Below are 18,480 nucleotides of genomic sequence, written 5' to 3' on the forward strand. Positions count from 1 at the left end.
CCCCGCCGTTCTCGATCACGAGATCGGCCTCCGACACCGACAGCTTGTCCTGCACAGTCGCCTCGTAGGAGTGCGGGTCCTGGCTGAGGCTGTCGACGATCGACGTCACGGCGACGTCGTCCCCGCCGATCGTGGCGGCGATGTCGCCGTAGACGTTGGTGGAGGTGACGATGCTGAGCTGCTCCCCCGCACCGGCATCGCCGGACGCACCCGCTGCGGCCCCGTCCCCGCAGGCTGCGAGGGCGAGGGCGGAGGCCGCCAGGAGGGCGGGCACGGCGAGACGGCGGGAGACGGGCATCGGGACCTCGATCAGACTAATGAGAATTGTTTACGTTAGCGGTTCGAGCATAACCAAAACGCGAACGGTTCGCATTCTCGTGATCGTCACCGGACCGGTGTCTCCGTGCCGCCGATCCCCTCACCGGTGCGGCGGGCGCCCTGGTTCTGGGTGGCGTCCCGGATCTCGCCGACCAGCTGTTCGATCACGTCCTCGAGGAAGAGGACGCCACGCGTGGAGCCGTCGGGGCCCAGGACGCGCGCCAGGTGCGACCCGGTGCGCTGCATGACCGTCAGCGCGTCCTCGATCTCGTCGCCCAGCGACAGGTTCGCGAGCGTCCGCACCTTGTTCTCCGTGATCGGCCGCCGGTACATCGCCTGCGGCATCGACATGATGTCCTTCAGGTGCATGTAGCCCGTGAGGTTGCCGTTCTCGTCCACCAGGACGAAGCGCGAGAACCCGGTGCGCCCGACGGCACGTTCGAAGTCCTCCGGGGTGGCGTCGGTGCGGACGGTCACGAGCTCGCCGAGGGGCACCATGGTGGTCTCGGCCGTCTGGCCCGAGAACTCGAGAGCTCCCGTGATCAGGCCGGACTCGTCGTCCACGAGGCCGCTCTTGGTCGACTCCTCGACGATCGACTGCACCTCCTCCAGCGTGTAGGTCGAGGAGACCTCGTCCTTCGGTTCGACCCTCAGGGCCCGGAGGATGTGGTTGGCCGCCCAGTTGAGCGACGAGATCACGGGGTTGACGACCCGCGCGATCATCACGAGCGGCGGCGCCAGGAGGAGAGCGGCCTTGTCGGCGACGGAGACCGAGATGTTCTTCGGCACCATCTCGCCGAACGTCACATGAAGGAAGGTGACCAGGACCAGGGCCAGCGCGAAGGCGACGCCGTCGGCGAGTCCCTCCGGAACCCCCAGGGCCTCGAACGGCACCACGAAGAGGTGGTGGATCGCCGGCTCCGCGACCTGCAGGATCAGGAGCGAGCAGACCGTGATGCCCAGCTGCGAGCAGGCGAGCATGAGCGACACGTGCTCCATGGCCCAGATCGTCGTCCGTGCGCGTTTCGAGCCCTCGTCGGCCAGGGGCTCGATCTGGCTGCGCCGCGCGGACATGATGGCGAACTCGGACGCCACGAAGAAGGCGTTGCCCATCAGGAGGACGACGAGCCAGACGATTCCTACCCAGTCACTCATCGACCATCCTTCCGTACGGCCGTACTGCCGGCCAGGGCGGGACGGACCTCCGGCACACCGTGCGTGCCCTGCGGGACCGCCTGGTGCTCGGGCACGACGGCGTCGTCCGCCGCGCCCCCGGGCTCCTGCGAGGCCGCGGGGGCGGGCACGAACTGGACGCGGTCGATCCGACGTCCGTCCATGCGCTCCACGGTGAGGGTGCCGGCCGGCACCTCCACCCGGTCGCCCGGCGCCGCCACGCGGCCCAGCTCGGCCATGATGAAACCGGCGACCGTCTCGTAGCCCGCCTCGTCCGGCACCACGAGTCCCGGGATCTGTATCGTGAGCTCGTCGGGCCGCATGAGGCCCGGGAAGAACCAGTCCCCCGCGGCACTCTGCAGCACGCCGGGCTTGAGCTTGTCGTGCTCGTCCTTGACCTCGCCGACGATCTCCTCCACCAGGTCCTCGAGCGTCGCGACGCCGGCCGTGCCCCCGTACTCGTCGAGTACGACGGCGAGCTGCAGGTTCGCGTCACGGAGCTCGCTCAGCAGCGAATCGAGGTGCACGGTCTCGGGCACGCGCAGGACGTCGGTCATGATGGTGCCCGCGGGCAGCTCCGCACGCTTGTGGCGCGGCACGGCCACGGCCTTCTTCACGTGGACCACTCCGCGGATGTCGTCGGCAGAATTCCCGATCAGGGGGAAGCGGGAGTAGCCGGTGCGGCGCGCGGCCTCGACCACGTCGGCGACGGTCTGGTCCGAGTCGATGACCTCCATGCGGATCCGGGGGGTCATGACGTCGGCCGCGGTGCGCTCCGAGAAACTGAAGGTCCGGGCGAGGAAGTTCGCCGTCCCCTGGTCGAGCGTGCCCATCTCCGCGGAGCGGCGCACCAGGGAGGAGAGCTCCGACGGCGTCCTGGCGCCCGAGATCTCCTCCTTCGCCTCGAGGCCGAAGACATTGAGGACCCGGTTGGAGAAGCCGTTGAGCACGATGATGGCCGGCTTGAACACGGCCGTGAACAGGAGCTGGGGCCGGGCGAGGGCCTTGCCCACGTTGAAGGGCAGCGCGATGGAGAGGTTCTTGGGAACGAGCTCTCCGATGAGCATGGACAGCAGGGTCGCCAGGATCATCGCGATGATGAGGGACGTCGAGGCGACCAGCGCCTCCGACAGCCCGAGGGAGCCCAGCGGCGCCTCGAGCAGCCGCCCGACGGACGGTTCCATGACATACCCGGTGAGCAGGGTCGTCAGGGTGATGCCCAGCTGGCAGCTCGAGAGCTGGGTGGACAGTGACTTCAGGCACCGGAGCAGCGGTTCGGCCTTCGTGTCGCCGTCATCGACGGCCCGCTGCACGTAGGTCTGGTCGAGGGCGACGAGTGCGAACTCGACGGCCACGAAGAATCCGGTCCCGACGACGAGGAGGAGGCCTGCGGCCAGGTAGATCCATTCCACCGCTACATCCCCTCCCCGGTGGAACCGGGACGGGGACGGAGCGGTCCGCGTCTGAGGGGGTCCGCCGCGTCGGACGGGAGGGTCTCCGCGTCCTGATCGGGGCCGGCGTCGACAGGACGCGGGAGACCGGGCTCGGGCAGGGGATGGGCAAGAGGAGAGGGTGCGCCGGCGTCGAGCCGGCCCCTAGAAGGACTGTCCATAAGGAGACCAGTCTATCGGCTGGTCGCCGTCCGCCGCACGGGAATTCCTCCGACGGCGCAGGGCCGCACGGCCGGACGGACCTACCAGCTCTGCTGGAGCGGCCGCCCCTCCTCGTACCCTGCTGCCGACTGCACCCCGACGAGCGCCCGCTCCCGGAACTCGGCCAGCGATGCGGCACCCGCGTAGGTCATCGAACTGCGGACGCCCGCCGTGATCATGTCGAGGAGGTCCTCCACACCCGGACGGGCCGGATCGAGGTACATCTTCGAGGTCGAGATGCCCTCCTCGAACAGTCCCTTCCTGGCACGCGCGAAGACGTCGTCGCGCCGCGTCCGGTTCTGCACCGCACGGGCGGACGCCATGCCGAAGCTCTCCTTGTACCGGCGGCCGTTGCTGTCGGTCTGCAGGTCGCCGGGGCTCTCGTAGGTGCCCGCGAACCAGGATCCGATCATGACCTGGCTCGCACCGGCGGCCAGGGCGAGGGCCACGTCCCGCGGGTACCGGACGCCGCCGTCGGCCCAGACATGGGCGCCGAGTTCGGCGGCCGCTTGGGCGCACTCGTGGACGGCGGAGAACTGCGGACGCCCGACGGCGGTCATCATGCGCGTCGTGCACATGGCGCCCGGGCCGACACCCACCTTGATGATGGAGGCACCCGCGGCGACGAGGTCGCGGACGCCCTCGGCGCTGACCACGTTGCCCGCGACGATGGGGACCTTCGGGTCGAGGCCGCGTACGAGGGCGAGCGCGTCCAGCATCTTGCGCTGGTGGCCGTGGGCCGTATCGACGACGAGCACGTCGACACCGGCGTCGAGCAGGGCGGCGGCCTTCGCCTCGACGTCCCCGTTGATGCCGACGGCCGCTGCGACGCGCAGCCTGCCCGAGGCGTCGAGCGCGGGGTCGTAGATCGTGGAGCGCAGCGCGCCCGTCCGGGTGATGACGCCCTGGAGCACGCCGTCGCGCACCACGGGCGCAAGCGGCACGCGGGCTCCGTCGAGGTCCTCGAAGGCCTTCTGCAGGGCGGCGGCGGGGTCCTCGTCGAACAACGACGCCTCGAGGGCGGCCGGAGCCGGCCGCATGACGGATTCGAGCGAGGCGAAGCGGTCCACCTCCTCGCAGTCCGAGGCATTGACCACCCCGACGCACGCGCCGCCGTCGTCGATCACGAGCACCGCGCCGTGCGCGCGCTTGTGCATGAGGTGCAGCGCGTCGATCACGGTGTTGCCCGGCTGCAGCTTCAACGGCGTCTCGAAGACCGGATGGCGGTCCTTGACCCACGACGTGACCTCCGCGATGACCTCGACCGGGACGTCCTGCGGAAGGACGCCGATGCCGCCGCGCCGCGCCATGGTCTCGACCATGCGCCGCCCGGTCACCGCCGTCATGTTCGCGACGACGAGCGGGATCGTGGTGCCGGTGCCGTCGTCGGAGGACAGGTCGACGTCGAAGCGGGAGAGGACCTCCGAGGCGGAGGGGACGAGGAACACGTCCGAGTAGGTGAGGTCCGTGGTGGGCGGATTGATGAAGCGCATGGTTCTCCCTGGATCGACGGCCGGTTCGAGGGCCGCAAAGAGTCTAGTGCGTGCGGGCCCGCAGTATCGCACGGCGCAGCTCGGCAGGACACGCCTGATTGGCTTGTTCGTTACTCCTGTCACTACACTTGGACAGGGTCCAGACACGGCTTTCCGCCGATCTCGCCGACCGCACCGCGCTCAGGGCAACTTACGGAAGAGGCGTATACCAAGTGCCAGAACAAACCAGCCACCGTCTACCTGAAGAATTCGGCGGGAACGAGTGGCTTGTTGACGAGCTCTACGAGCAGTTCCAGAAGGATCGCCACTCGGTCGACAAGAAGTGGTGGGACCTGTTCGACTCCTTCGACGCGGAGGGATCGTCGGCGGAGAACGGCCGCACGGCGGCCGACAGGCCCGAGGACCCGGCAGCCGCCCCGGCGGCCACCACCCCGGAGTCCCGCCCCTCGAACGGAAGCACCCCCCCGGCAGCCGCGGCACCCGCGGCCTCCAATCCCCCCACCAAGGAACTCCCGGTCGTGCAGGCCGAGACTCCCGCACCCAAGGCCTCCGGGGAGTCGCCCGCCAGCACCCAGCAGAGCGGGAAGCCGCCCGTCCCCAACGAACCGGCGAAGAAGCCGGAGACGTCGCGGGAGGAGAAGCCGGGGACCAAGCCCATCCCGGCACAGCTGCCGGCCTCGGACCGCAACGCCGACATGGAGGAGAACAGGGTCAGCGTGCTGCGCGGACCGGCCAAGGCGATCTCCACCAACATGGAAGCCAGCCTGAGCGTCCCCACCGCGACCAGCGTGCGAGCGATCCCGGCGAAGCTCCTCATCGACAACCGCGTGGTCATCAACAGCAACCTGGCGCGTGCCCGTGGCGGGAAGGTGTCCTTCACCCACATCATCGGCTACGCGATCATCCGGGCCCTCGCCCAGTTCCCGTCGCAGAACGTCTACTACGACGTGATCGACGGCAAGCCCTCCGCGGTGCAGCCCGCCCACGTGAACTTCGGCCTGGCGATCGACATGCCGAAGCCCGACGGGACGCGCTCGCTCGTGGTGCCGAACATCAAGAAGGCCGAGACCATGAACTTTTCGGAGTTCTGGCACGCCTACGAGGAGCTCGTGAAGAAGGCCCGTGCCGGGAAGCTCGGCGCCGACGACTACGCAGGCACCACGGTGTCCCTCACCAACCCCGGCGGCATCGGCACGGTCCACTCGGTCCCCCGCCTGTCCAAGGGCCAAGCCTGCATCATCGGTGCCGGCGCCCTCGAGTACCCGGCGGAGTTCCAGGGCTCGAGCGAGAAGACCCTCGCGAAGCACGCGATCAGCAAGACCATCACCCTGACCTCGACCTATGACCACCGCGTCATCCAGGGCGCGGGCAGTGGCGAGTTCCTGAGGATCATCCACCAGCTGCTGCTGGGCGAGCAGGGCTTCTACGACGAGATCTTCGAGTCGCTGCGCATCCCCTACGAGCCCGTGCGGTGGAGCGCCGACATCCAGGTCGATCCGATGGACCAGATCAACAAGGTCGCCCGGATCCAGCAGCTCATCCACGCCTACCGCGTGCGCGGCCACCTCATGGCGGACACCAATCCGCTCGAGTACGTCCAGCGCAAGCACGCCGACCTCGACATCCGGACCCACGGCCTCACGCTGTGGGACCTGGACCGCGAGTGGCCGACGGGCGGCTTCGGCGGCCAGCCGATGCTCAAGTTCCGCGACATGCTCGGCGTCCTCCGCGACGCGTACTGCCGCACCACGGGCATCGAGTACATGCACCTGCAGGACCCGGCCGAGCGGCAGTGGTTCCAGGACGAGCTGGAGCACCCCTACTCCAAGCCGAGCCGGGAGGAGCAGCTGCGCATCCTGCACAAGCTGAACTCCGCCGAGGCCTTCGAGACGTTCCTGCAGACGAAGTTCGTCGGCCAGAAGCGCTTCTCCCTCGAGGGTGGCGAATCCCTGATCCCGCTGCTCGACGCAGTGATCTCCGGTGCGGCGGACGACGGCCTCGACGAGGTCGCGATCGGCATGGCCCACCGTGGACGCCTGAACGTCCTGACGAACATCGCGGGCAAGACCTACGCCCAGGTGTTCCGCGAGTTCGAGGGCACGCAGGACCCCCGCTCCGTCCAGGGCTCGGGCGACGTGAAGTACCACCTCGGCACCGAGGGCACGTTCACCTCCGACGCCGGCAACGAGACGAAGGTCTACCTCGCCGCGAACCCGTCCCACCTGGAGGCGGTGGACCCGGTGCTCGAGGGCATCGTCCGCGCCAAGCAGGACCTCCTCGACCAGGGCGAGACCTTCCCGGTCCTGCCGATCCTCATCCACGGCGACGCGGCCTTCGCGGGCCAGGGCGTGGTGGCCGAGACCCTGAACCTGTCGCAGCTGCGCGGGTACCGCACCGGCGGCACCATCCACGTCATCGTGAACAACCAGGTCGGCTTCACCACCAGCCCGACGTCGTCGCGCTCGTCGGTGTACTCCACCGACGTCGCGAAGATGGTCCAGGCCCCGGTGTTCCACGTGAACGGCGACGACCCCGAGGCCGTGGTCCGTGTGGCCCAGCTGGCGTACCAGTTCCGTCAGCGGTTCAACAAGGACGTCGTCATCGACATGGTCTGCTACCGCCGTCGCGGGCACAACGAGGGTGACGATCCCTCGATGACGCAGCCCATGATGTACAACCTGATCGAGGCGAAGCGCTCGGTCCGCAAGCTGTACACCGAGGCCCTGATCGGCCGCGGCGACATCACGCAGGAGGAGGCCGAGCAGGCCCTGCGCGACTACCAGGAGCGGCTCGAGCGCGTCTTCGCGGAGACGCACGCCGCGCAGACCTCCCCGATCCCGATCGTCACGAAGGACCCGCAGGCGGTCTCCGACATCGAGCGCCCGTATGCCCAGCAGGCGGACGGCGGCGAGGCCGAGGCACCGCAGACGGCGATCAGCACGGAGACCCTGGCCCACATCGGCGCGGCGCACACCGCGATCCCCGAGGGCTTCACGGTGCACCCGAAGCTGAAGGCCCTGCTGGACAAGCGCGAGCAGATGTCCCGCGAGGGCGGGATCGACTGGGGCTTCGGCGAGATCGCCGCCTTCGGTTCGCTCCTCATGGAGGGCGTACCCGTGCGCCTCGCCGGCCAGGACTCGCGCCGTGGCACCTTCGTACAGCGGCACGCGGTCTTCCACGACCGCGCGACGGGCCACGAGTGGCTCCCCCTCGACGACCTGAGCGAGGACCAGGCGAAGTTCTGGATCTACGACTCCCTGCTGAGCGAATACGCCGCCATGGGCTTCGAGTACGGGTACTCGGTGGAGCGCCCCGACGCCCTGGTGATCTGGGAAGCGCAGTTCGGTGACTTCGTCAACGGCGCCCAGATCGTCATCGACGAGTTCCTCAGCTCCGCCGAGCAGAAGTGGGGACAGCGTTCCTCCCTCGTGCTCATGCTGCCGCACGGCTACGAGGGCCAGGGCCCCGACCACTCCTCCGCACGCATCGAGCGCTTCCTGCAGATGTGCGCCGAGGAGAACATGGTCGTCGCCAACCCGAGCTCGGCGGCGTCGCACTTCCACCTGCTGCGCCGGCATGCGTACCACCGCCCGCGGAAGCCGCTCGTGATCTTCACCCCGAAGCAGCTGCTGCGCCTGAAGGCGGCCGCGAGCTCGGTGGAGGACTTCACACAGGGGACCTTCCGTCCCGTGATCCCCGACACGCTGGAGACGCCGGGCAACGACGTCGAGCGCGTGATCCTGGTCTCCGGACGGCTCTACTACGACCTGCTGTCCTCACGCCAGAAGCTCGACGACGGCAGGACGGCGATCGTGCGTGTGGAGCAGCTGTACCCGCTGCCGCTCGACGAGATCCGCGAAGCACTGGCCACCTACCCGAACGCGGAGATCGTCTGGGCACAGGACGAACCGGCGAACCAGGGGCCGTGGCCGTTCATCGGGCTCAACCTGCCGCAGGAACTGGACCGACCCGTGCGCCTGGCCTCGCGTCCCGCCTCGGCCTCGACCGCGACCGGATCCGCAAAGAACCACGCGGTGGAGCAGGAACTCCTCATCAAGAGGGCTTTCGGCCGCCAGTAGTAAGGCCATCAGTATGATGTCAGGTGGGGCTCAGGCCCCACCTGACGTCTTTAAGGACGGGTCGATGGCTCGCGCGGGTTCCCCGGCGGCCCGGTACGGCCCTGAGCAGCACCCGAGCAGCACCCGACCAGCACCGACGACCAGCACACCGAGGGACCAGTGGAACGACGCAGAATCCGGCTAGCAGCAGTGGGCGACGAACTCCTCGCGGGGCTCGGTGATCCTCGGGCGCTGGGCTGGCTCGGCCGCGTGATGGCCCGGACCCGGCCGGACAACGCCTCGGTCGAGGCCTACAGCCTCGCGGCCCCGGGTGAGGGGACCGAAGCCCTCGCCAACCGCTGGCTGCAGGAGGTGGGACGGCGTTTCGGCGACGGATTCGAGAACCGCCTCGTCATCGGACTGTCGGACCGCGACCTCGACCTCGACCTGTCCACGGCGAGGAGCCGCCTCAACCTCGCCAACATCCTCGACGGTGCGTCGCAGATGAGCGTCAAGGTCCTCGTCGTCGGGCCGCCCCCCGGCCTCGACGCGGAGCGCAACCGTCGCCTCGCGGACCTCTCGGCCGCGTTCGGTGACGTCACGACGCGCCGCAAGCACGTGTTCGTCGACACCTTCACCCCCCTGCTCGCCCACGAGCAGTGGCGCCACGACCTGGCAGCGAACGGGGGAGGTCCCGGCCAGGCCGGCTACGGCCTGATGGCCTGGCTCGTCCTCCACCGCGGCTGGTTCCAGTGGCTGGACGTGCCCGCGCCAGAGTAAGGCAGACGCAGGACCTGGAGCCCCGGAGACACGCCGTTTCCGGGGCTTTTCTGTTGCCCCGGGACCCCGTATTTCCACGAGGTAACGAATGGGTTATCAATGGCTCACTGAGTGTCCGAAGGCAACTTTCCATGGTTATGCTGTCCGAGTGTGATTGCCGTCACGGCGACAATCCGCCTCGGAGGACTTTCTCGCGTCCCTCGCGCCCAGCACAGTAAGGACTAACGAATGCGTAATAAGCGCACCCTGACGCTCGCCGCACTGTCCATCGGAGCGCTCACCCTGAGCGCCTGCGGATCCGCGGGCGGCACCGCAGAGACCCCGGCATCGGAAGGTGCCGCGGAGAACCTGGCCACGACGATCAACATCGCGATCAGCCAGGCCCCGACCGGTTACAACGACGGGACGGCCGCCACCAACGCGGTCTACAACACGTACGTGAACAACCTGACCACGAGCTCCTGGGTCGCGTTCAACGCCGACGGCAACCTCGAGAAGAACGAGGAGTTCGGCACCTACGAGAAGACGAGCGACGACCCGCTGACCGTCAAGTACACCATCAACGAGGATGCTGTCTGGTCGGACGGCACGGCGATCGACTTCGACGACGTGCTCCTGCAGTGGGCCGCCTTCTCGGGCACGCACCCGAGCGGCACGACCGATGCGGAGACCGGCGAGGAAGCGGATCTCTTCCTCGCGTCCTCCACCAACGGCTTCGGCCAGATGGAGATGCCCGAGGGCGAGCCCGGCGCCAAGGAGTTCGAGGTCGTCTACACCGAGCCCTACGCCGACTGGGAGTCCGTCATGTCGGGCGCACTCATGCCGGCACACATCGCCGCCGAGCAGGCCGGTCTGTCCGCGGAGGGCGACGGCGCGGAGCTCATCGAGGCCATCCAGGCCGACGACCGCGCGGCCCTCGGCCCGGTCGCCGAGTTCTGGAACACCGGCTGGAACTACGAAGCCGACCTCCCGACGCTGCCGGACACGGCGCTCCTCCCCTCGTCCGGCCCCTACACGCTGGACAACGCGACCAACGGCACCCTCACGCTCGTCAAGAACGACCAGTACTGGGGCGAGGAACGTGCCGGCAAGACCGACACGATCGTCTTCAAGACCATCGTCGACGAGGAAGCCGTCCAGGCGCTGCAGAACGGCGACGTCGACATCATCGAGCCCTCCAGCCCGACCGTCGACACCAAGACCGCCCTCGAGCAGATCGGTGAGACGGTCACCGTCGACACCGGGCAGTCGCTGACCTTCTCGCACGTCGATCTCGACCAGCGCCCCGGCGCCGTGTTCGAGGACCTCAAGGTCCGCCAGGCCTTCGCCAAGTGCATCCCCACCGCCGACATGGTGGACAAGTTCGTGACCCCGGTCGACCCCGAGGGCTCCGTCCTCAACCTGCACGAGTACCAGCCGGCGCAGGCCGACTACGAGACCGTCCTCGAGGGCGCTCCCGCGGCCAAGAGCGACGGCGTCGCCGACATCGAGGCTGCCAAGGCACTGCTCGCCGAGGCCGGCAAGACCGAGCCCGTCAAGGTCTCGATGATGTTCGCGTCGACGAGCCAGCTGCGCGCCGACCAGGTCGCCCTCGTCAAGAATTCCTGTGACAAGGCCGGCTTCGAGATCACCCCGCAGCCCGAGGCCGAGTGGAGCGCCAAGCTCTCGCAGCCCGGCGCGTGGGACGCGGTCGTCTTCGGGTGGGCCGGTTCCGGCCTCGTCGCCTCCGGCGAATCGATCTACGTCTCCGGCGGTGAGCAGAACTTCGGTGGCTACGCCGACGAAGAGGTCGACCGCATCTGGAGCGAGATCGTGACCAACACGGACACGGAGAAGGTCGTCCCGCTGAAGGCCGAGCTCGAACAGCGCCTCGCCGAGACGCAGTACAACGTGGTCCTCTACGCCAACCCGAACATCGCCGGCTACTCCTCGAAGCTCGAGGGCGTGGAACTGAACCCGACGCAGACCGGCATCACCTGGAATGCCTACAGCTGGACGAAGCAGAACTGATCGGATCCTTCCGGATCTGCAGAAGGACGGGCAGGCCTCCTGGCCTGCCCGTCCTTCTGCTCGGACCCGCGACAGACTGCACCGTTTCCTAGGAGCCCCACGTGTTCTACTTCATCGCCAAGCGATCCATCATCTCGTTCTTCATCATGCTCGCAGCGACCACGCTGATGTACTTCCTCACCATCTCCTCGGGTGACCCCTTCGAGGACCTCGGCGAGACCAGCGGCCCCGAGAAAGCCGCCACCATCGCGGCCCGCACCGCCGCGATGAACCTCGACGTGCCGCCGATCCCCCGCTACTTCCTCTGGCTGCAGGACGTCGGCCACTGCCTCGTCCCCGGCGGCGTGAGCTGCACGCTCGGCCAGGACCGCACCGGTGCCGCCGTCCTCCCGCAACTGGAGAACGCCATGGGCTCGACCCTGCGCCTGGTCGTCGTCGCGACAGTGCTCGCCCTGGTCCTCGGCGTGGTCGTCGGTATCGTCACCGCGATCCGCCAGTACAGCACGTTCGACTACTCGGTCACCTTCATCTCGTTCCTGCTCTTCTCGCTGCCCCTGTTCTGGCTCTCGACGCTCCTCAAGCAGTACCTGGCGATCGACCTCAACACGTGGCTGGCGAACCCGCAGTTCTCGTACGCGACGATCGCCCTGATAGGGGTGGTCGCCGGCGTCGTCTGGGCGGTCGCCGTGGGCGGCGACCGCAGGCGCAGGCTCGTCGTGTTCGGCGTCGCGGCCGTCGCGACCGCACTCGCGCTCTACCTCCTGCTCGTCACGGGCTGGTTCGTGGATCCCGGCCTCGGCGTCGTCGGCATGCTGGTCTCGGCCGCAGGCGTCGCCGTCCTCTGGACGGCCCTGCTCGCCGGCTTCCGGCGCCGCCGCGTGCTGAACGCGGCCCTCGCCGCCGCCGCGGTGGGCTTCCTCGGCTACCTCGCCTCGATCCCTCTGCTCGAGGACCCGAACTGGCTCGCGGTGCTCGCCCTGGTGGTCGTGATGACCGCGGTCGCGTACGTCGTCGCCGGTCTCGTCGGCGGACCGTTCCGCGCCCAGGCCGCGAAGATCGGCGCCGTGATCGCCGTGTCCGTGAGCCTGCTGATCGTGCTCGACCGCCTCCTCCAGGCCTACCCGACCCTGTCCGCGAAAGCAGGCGGCCGGCCGATCCCGACCACGGGATCGCAGTCCGCGAATCTCGAGGGCACGTTCTGGGAGATCAACCTGGACTACGCGCTGCACCTGATCCTGCCCACCATCGCCCTGACCCTCATCTCGTTCGCCACCTACACCCGGTACACCAGGGCCAGCCAGCTCGACGTCATGAACCAGGACTACATCCGCACGGCGCGGGCCAAGGGCCTCAGCGAGCGGACCGTCCTCGTCAAGCACGCCTTCCGCAATGCGATGATCCCGATCACCACGCTGATGGCGTTCGACTTCGCCGGGGTCCTCGGCGGTGCCGTCATCACCGAGCAGGTCTTCGGCTGGAACGGCATGGGCAAGATGTTCGTCGACGGCATCCAGAACGTGGATCCGGGGCCGGTGATGGCCTTCTTCCTGGTCGTCGGCACGGCCGCGGTGCTGTTCAACATGCTCGCCGACATCGCCTACGCGTTCCTCGATCCGCGCATCACCCTGAGCTAGGACACCCCATGAGCAATCACCAGAACCAGCGGGACGATTCCCGCGCGTCCCTGGAGCTGTCCGAGATGACGCTACAGAGCCAGGACACCGACATCGCGACCGCCACCCCCACGCGGGGCCAGACGGACCGCATCCGCACCACCGAGGCGAAGAGCCAGGGCCGGCTGATCCGCGAGCGCTTCTTCCGCCACAAGGGAGCGCTTGCGGGCATCGCACTGCTCGCCCTGATCTTCCTGCTCGCCTTCAGCTCCATCGGCTTCGCGGGCCTCCCCGGCTGGTGGAACAAGGAATACGACGTGCTCGCAGCCCGGTTCAACGAGGGCCGGCCCACCCTGACGCTGTGGCCGTTCAGCCTCGGTGAGCATCCGTTCGGCCAGGACGTCCTCGGCCGGGACTACTTCGCGCTGACGATGCGCGGCACCCAGACCTCCCTGATCATCGCGTTCATCGTCGGGCTCGTCGCGATGGTCATCGGCACCACGGTCGGCGCCGTCGCCGGCTACTTCCGTGGCTGGACCGAGGCGTTCCTCATGCGCATCACCGACGTCGTCATCACCATCCCGACGGTCGTCATCGCGGCCGCAGTGGCCGGGATCGTGGCCAAGGCCGGGATCATCCCGTTCGCGATCTTCCTCGGCCTCGTTACCTGGACGGGGCTCGCCCGCCTGGTCCGTGGCGAGTTCCTCTCGCTGCGCGAGAAGGAGTTCGTCGAGTCGGCGAAGTCCGTCGGCGCGAGTTCCGTGCGGATCATCTTCCGGCACATCCTCCCGAACACCGTCGGCGTCATCATCGTCTCCACGACACTGGCCATCTCCGGAGCCATCCTGCTCGAGACCGCCCTGAGCTACCTCGGACTCGGCGTCACGGCGCCGGACACCTCGCTCGGCAAGGCCATCAACGACAACCGTTCGGCGCTGACCGTCCGCCCATGGCTGTTCCTGTGGCCCGGCGCCTTCATCATCGGCATCGCCCTCGCCGTCAACTTCATCGGTGACGGCCTGCGCGACGCGTTCGACCCCAAGCAGACAAGGGTGAAGCAATAATGAGTTCCCGATCCGTCATCATCTCCGACGAGCAGGCACCCGTCGGCAACGGCCCCATCCTCGCGGTCAGGGGCCTCGGCGTCGAGTTCAACGTCGACAACGAGTGGGTCATGGCCGCCGAGGACGTCTCCTACGAGATCCACCCCGGCGAGATCCTCGCGATCGTCGGTGAGTCGGGCTCCGGCAAGAGCATGTCCTCCATGGCCCTGCTCGGCCTGCTCCCCCGCAACGGACGTTCGACCGGCAGCGCCAAGATGCTGGGCAAGGAGCTCATCGGTGCACCCCAGGGGACCCTCCGGCGCGTGCGCGGCAACGAGATCGCGATGATCTTCCAGGAGCCCATGACCGCGCTGAACCCGGTGCTCACCGTGGGCGAGCAGATCCGGGAGGCCGTCGAGCAGCACACAGAGCTGTCGCCAGCGCAGGCCAGGAAACGCGCCATCGAACTCCTCCGCATGGTGGAGATCCCCGAGGCCGAGCGACGGTACGACTCCTTCCCGCACCAGTTCTCGGGCGGCCAGCGCCAGCGCGCCATGATCGCGATCGCCCTGGCCAACGACCCCATGCTGCTCATCGCCGACGAGCCCACGACCGCGCTCGACGTCACGGTCCAGGCCGAGGTCCTGGACCTCCTGCGCAAGCTCAACAAGCGGCTCAACAGCGCGGTCCTGCTGATCACCCACGACATGGGCGTCGTCGCCGACCTCGCCGACCACGTGGTGGTCATGGAGCGCGGGCGGATCGTCGAGGCGGCGCCGACGGCGCAGCTGTTCGCGGCCCCGGCCGAGGCCTACACGAAGCAGCTCCTCGGCGCGGTACCGCACCTCGGGTCGAAGGTCGGCGGTGTCCTCGCCGACGTCGAGGTGGTGGACGGCCGGCTGAGCATCCACGAGGAGTTCGCGGAGGCGGCGCTGCGTGCGCAGGAGACGCACACGGCGAGCGGCGTCGTCCCGGCGCTCGAGCTCACGAACGTCGACATCGAGTACCCGGGCCGCTTCCGCCAGCCGCCCTTCAAGGCGGTCACCGGCGTCTCCCTCACCATCAACCCGGGCGAGGTCCTGGGTCTCGTGGGCGAGTCCGGCTCGGGCAAGTCGACCATCGCCCGCGCCGTCACCGGACTGATCCGGACCTCCGGGGGCACGGTGCGAATCGGCGGCACCGACATCACGGAGCTGACCGCCCGCCAGCTCCTGCCGCTGCGCAAGAAGTTCGCCATCGTGTTCCAGGACCCGGCGGCGTCCCTCAACCCGCGGCTCTCCATCGGCGACAGCATCGGCGAGCCCCTGCTGCTGCACGAGAAGCCGGGCCGCGCGGAGCTGGACAAGCGCGTCGCGTCCCTGCTCGAGGACGTCCAGCTGCCGGTGGCCTTCCGCAACCGGTACCCCCACGAGCTCTCGGGCGGGCAGCGCCAGCGCGTCGGCATCGCCCGGGCCCTGTCGCTCCAGCCGGACCTCCTCGTGGCCGACGAGCCGACGTCGGCCCTGGACGTCTCCGTGCAGGCCAAGGTCCTCCAGCTCCTGCAGGACCTGCAGAGGGAGCGGGGCTTCGCCTGCCTGTTCGTGAGCCACGACCTCGCCGTCGTCGAGCTCCTCGCGAGCCATATCGCGGTGCTCAACAAGGGGAACCTCGTGGAGCAGGGCACCACCGAGCAGATCCTGAAGTACCCCCGGGACCCGTACACGCGCCGCCTGCTCGCTGCCGCTCCGGTACCCGACCCCGGCGAGCAGTCGCTGCGCCGCGAGCAGCGCACGGCGCTCCTCGCCGCGGGCGCCGAGTAACGGCAGCACCGACGACGGACAGGGCACCGCGCGGGCGGCGGGTGCCCTGTCCGTCCGGCGCGGGCTCAGTGCCGGAAGACGATCTTGCCGAAGACGTCGCCGTCGAGCATGCGTCGGAAGCCCTGCTCCGCGTCCTCGAGGGGCAGGACGGTGTCGATCGTGGGGCGAACACCGGTGGCGACGAGGAAGCGGGTGAGCCTCACGAGCTCCTCCCGCGTCCCCATGGTGGAACCCAGGACACGCAGCTGGAGGAAGAACACCCGGTTCAGGTCCGCGGACGGCGCCGGTCCGCTCGTCGCGCCGCACGTCACCACCGTCCCGCCGGGCACCAGGGACTTCAGCGAGTGCGCCCACGTGGCCTCCCCCACCGAGTCGAACACGACGTCCACCCGTTCCGGCAGGCGGGCACCGGCGTCGAAGGCCTGCTCGGCGCCGAGCCCCAGCGCCCGCTCCCGCTTCGCCGCACTCCGGCTCGTCACCCATACGCGGAACCCTGCGGCGGCTGCGAGCGCGATCAGCGCCGAGGCCACGCCGCCCCCTGCGCCCTGCACGAGCACCGTGGACCCGGGGGCCGCAGGGGAGACGGTGAAGAGCATGCGGTACGCGGTGAGCCAGGCCGTCGGCAGGCACGCCGCCTCCTCGAAGGACAGCGCCGCGGGCTTCGGCACCAGGTTCCGCTGCGGCACCCAGACGTAGTCCGCCATCGTGCCGGGATAGCGCTCGGAGAGCAGGGAGCGCCGGGGGTCGAGGGTCTCGTCGCCCTGCCAGTCCGGCGAGGACACGACGCCGTGCACGATCACCTCGTTGCCGTCGTCGTCGATCCCCGCGGCGTCGCACCCGAGCACCATGGGCAGGCGGTCCGCCGGCAGGCCCACGCCCTTCAGCGACCACAGATCGTGGTGGTTCAGGCAGGAGGCGACCACCTTCACGCGCCGGAATCCGGCGGGTGCATCGGGGGCATCGACTTCACCGACGGTGAGGCCGGCGAGCGGATCGGCTCCTGACTGGGTTGCTGCATAAGCGGCGCGCATACGTAAGCTCCTTCGGTCGCGGATGTCCACCCATCCTAGGGGCGGGCCTGCGGCGCCCGGCCCCGCGGCCCCGGGCGCTGTTTAGGTGACGCCGGTTGCAGTATGGGAGACTTGGGTGCAGTTCTGCACGACTACAGTGCCTGAAGAAAAAGGAGGCAGCCATGAGCAAGCGAGCACGCAAGCGTCGCGACCGGAAGCGTGGAGGCGCAAACCACGGTAAGCGCCCCAACACCTGAGTCCAGGCGTTACAGCATCGACGAGAGAACCTCCGCACCCACAGGGTACGGAGGTTCTCTCGTCTCTACGGCCGGCACGACGATCGGCACGACCGCCGCCGGCCTTCGGGTCGTCAGTGGTCGACGGTCCTGAGCTGGCTGATGCGGTCGAGAATGCTCGTCTTCAGTGTCGACGGTGCGACCTCGGTGCAGGACCGCTTCACGACCGAGCGGATGACGCACTCGAGATCGTGTTCCTCGGCGCACTGCGGACAGCCGTCGAGGTGGTCCTTGATCTCCACGAGGTCCTGGTGGGACAACGCGCCGTCCAGGTACTCGTACAGCCGTTCGATCCTCGAGTCGGCGCAATCGCCCATGCTCTCGCAATCGCTCATTTCTTCATCTCCTGTTCCTTGCCCGCTGCACCCGTCGCGACCCGGGTCTTGGTGCCAGCACCTGCGGTGACACCGAGGCCCCGCTCGTGCGCGTACTCGGCGAGGAGTTCGCGCAGCAGCTTGCGGCCGCGGTGCAGCCGGGACATGACGGTCCCGATGGGCGTGTTCATGATTTCCGATATCTCCTTGTACGCGAAGCCTTCGACGTCCGAGAAGTAGACCGCGAGCCGGAACTCCTCCGGGATCGCCTGGAGGGCACTCTTCACGTCGGAATCGGGCAGGTGGTCCAGTGCCTCGGCCTCGGCGGAGCGGAGTCCGCTGGAGGTGTGCTCGGCGGCCTTCGCGAGCTGCCAGTCCTCGATCGTGTCCGAATGGGACTGCAGCGGCTCGCGCTGCCGCTTCCGGTACAGGTTGATGTAGGTGTTGGTGAGGATGCGGTACAGCCACGCCTTCAGGTTGGTGCCCGGCTTGTACTGGTGGAACGCCGAGAACGCCTTGGTGTAGGCCTCCTGGACCAGGTCCTCCGCGTCGCTGGGGTTCCGCGCCATCCGCATGGCAGCCGAGTAGAGCTGGTCGACATACTGCATGGCGTCGCGCTCGAAGCGCGCCTTGCGGTCGGCTTCCGACTCCGTGGACACGTCCAGCTCGGCGTCTTCCGCCTGGCTGCTACCTGCTGGGGCTGTTGTATTCATCGTGCCAAAGTCTACGCGTCCCGGTCCTCGCGGCGCCGGGGTGGTGTTCCGCGGAACCGAGGTCGAGAGCTGGAAATCCGGTCGTTCGACCGTCGCGGTCCGTATCCCCGTCATCCGTGCCATTCCTCTCCCGTTCGCCCGTCCTTCACCTCTGCTTCAACCCGCACCCTCCCACCCTTATTCCTGCCACGGGTTCCTGCCGCTGGAC

General features: G+C 68.6%; 14 protein-coding genes. 7 read left to right on the forward strand and 7 right to left on the reverse strand.

Translation table 11 applies throughout. The features are described from left to right. From CVO76_RS07440 to CVO76_RS07455, 4 genes are all read right to left on the reverse strand, one after another. A partial coding sequence (locus CVO76_RS07440; protein ID WP_208741519.1) for a metal ABC transporter solute-binding protein, Zn/Mn family occupies positions 1–298 on the reverse strand: 298 nt, incomplete at its 3' end. Between the two features lie 86 nt (positions 299–384). Further along, positions 385–1,473, reverse strand: a complete 1,089-nt coding sequence (locus tag CVO76_RS07445) for a hemolysin family protein (protein ID WP_133080876.1) — start codon at positions 1,471–1,473, stop codon at positions 385–387. Next, positions 1,470–2,903 (reverse strand): hemolysin family protein, encoded by a 1,434-nt coding sequence (locus CVO76_RS07450; protein ID WP_208741520.1) that lies wholly within the window; start codon positions 2,901–2,903, stop codon positions 1,470–1,472. Before CVO76_RS07450 ends, CVO76_RS07445 begins: the two co-directional genes overlap by 4 nt. 281 nt (positions 2,904–3,184) lie before the next feature. Further along, the gene (locus CVO76_RS07455; RefSeq protein ID WP_208741521.1) at positions 3,185–4,636 is read right to left on the reverse strand and encodes a GuaB1 family IMP dehydrogenase-related protein; all 1,452 of its coding nucleotides are present in this window, start codon (positions 4,634–4,636) and stop codon (positions 3,185–3,187) included. Between the two features lie 212 nt (positions 4,637–4,848). On the opposite strand from CVO76_RS07455, the gene CVO76_RS07460 reads away from it, so the two are divergent. From CVO76_RS07460 to CVO76_RS07485, 6 genes are all read left to right on the forward strand, one after another. Next, positions 4,849–8,715 (forward strand): multifunctional oxoglutarate decarboxylase/oxoglutarate dehydrogenase thiamine pyrophosphate-binding subunit/dihydrolipoyllysine-residue succinyltransferase subunit, encoded by a 3,867-nt coding sequence (locus CVO76_RS07460; RefSeq protein WP_208741522.1) that lies wholly within the window; start codon positions 4,849–4,851, stop codon positions 8,713–8,715. A 159-nt stretch (positions 8,716–8,874) separates the two neighbouring features. Beyond that, a complete protein-coding gene (locus CVO76_RS07465; RefSeq protein WP_133080880.1) occupies positions 8,875–9,474 on the forward strand; it encodes a GDSL-type esterase/lipase family protein in 600 nt (199 codons plus the stop codon). A gap of 228 nt (positions 9,475–9,702) precedes the next feature. Further along, positions 9,703–11,484, forward strand: coding sequence for an ABC transporter family substrate-binding protein (locus CVO76_RS07470; protein ID WP_208741523.1), 1,782 nt, complete (start codon positions 9,703–9,705; stop codon positions 11,482–11,484). Positions 11,485–11,585: 101 nt separating this feature from the next. Then, on the forward strand, positions 11,586–13,118 hold the full coding sequence (locus tag CVO76_RS07475; RefSeq protein WP_208741524.1) for an ABC transporter permease: 1,533 nt from the start codon (positions 11,586–11,588) through the stop codon (positions 13,116–13,118). 8 nt (positions 13,119–13,126) lie between these two features. Further along, on the forward strand, positions 13,127–14,161 hold the full coding sequence (locus CVO76_RS07480) for an ABC transporter permease (RefSeq protein ID WP_244186261.1): 1,035 nt from the start codon (positions 13,127–13,129) through the stop codon (positions 14,159–14,161). Continuing rightward, complete coding sequence (locus CVO76_RS07485) at positions 14,161–15,939, forward strand: ABC transporter ATP-binding protein (protein ID WP_208741525.1); 1,779 nt, start codon at positions 14,161–14,163, stop codon at positions 15,937–15,939. The genes CVO76_RS07480 and CVO76_RS07485 overlap by 1 nt, the downstream gene beginning before the upstream one ends. 65 nt (positions 15,940–16,004) lie before the next feature. On the opposite strand, the gene CVO76_RS07490 is transcribed toward CVO76_RS07485, so the two are convergent. Continuing rightward, on the reverse strand, positions 16,005–16,970 hold the full coding sequence (locus tag CVO76_RS07490) for a zinc-binding dehydrogenase (RefSeq protein WP_208741526.1): 966 nt from the start codon (positions 16,968–16,970) through the stop codon (positions 16,005–16,007). 161 nt (positions 16,971–17,131) lie between these two features. Between CVO76_RS07490 and CVO76_RS17600 the strand changes: the two genes are divergently transcribed. Further along, a complete protein-coding gene (locus CVO76_RS17600) occupies positions 17,132–17,206 on the forward strand; it encodes a 50S ribosomal protein bL37 (protein WP_369299106.1) in 75 nt (24 codons plus the stop codon). Positions 17,207–17,319: 113 nt separating this feature from the next. On the opposite strand, the gene rsrA is transcribed toward CVO76_RS17600, so the two are convergent. Both rsrA and CVO76_RS07500 read right to left on the reverse strand, forming a co-directional pair. Beyond that, positions 17,320–17,580, reverse strand: a complete 261-nt coding sequence (gene rsrA / locus CVO76_RS07495; RefSeq protein ID WP_133080884.1) for a mycothiol system anti-sigma-R factor — start codon at positions 17,578–17,580, stop codon at positions 17,320–17,322. After that, positions 17,577–18,272, reverse strand: coding sequence for a sigma-70 family RNA polymerase sigma factor (locus CVO76_RS07500; RefSeq protein ID WP_244186262.1), 696 nt, complete (start codon positions 18,270–18,272; stop codon positions 17,577–17,579). The genes rsrA and CVO76_RS07500 overlap by 4 nt, the downstream gene beginning before the upstream one ends. Positions 18,273–18,480: the final 208 nt, after the last annotated feature.

The sequence above is a fragment of the Arthrobacter agilis genome, from assembly GCF_002953615.1.
Classification (GTDB): Bacteria; Actinomycetota; Actinomycetes; order Actinomycetales; family Micrococcaceae; genus Arthrobacter_D; species Arthrobacter_D agilis_B.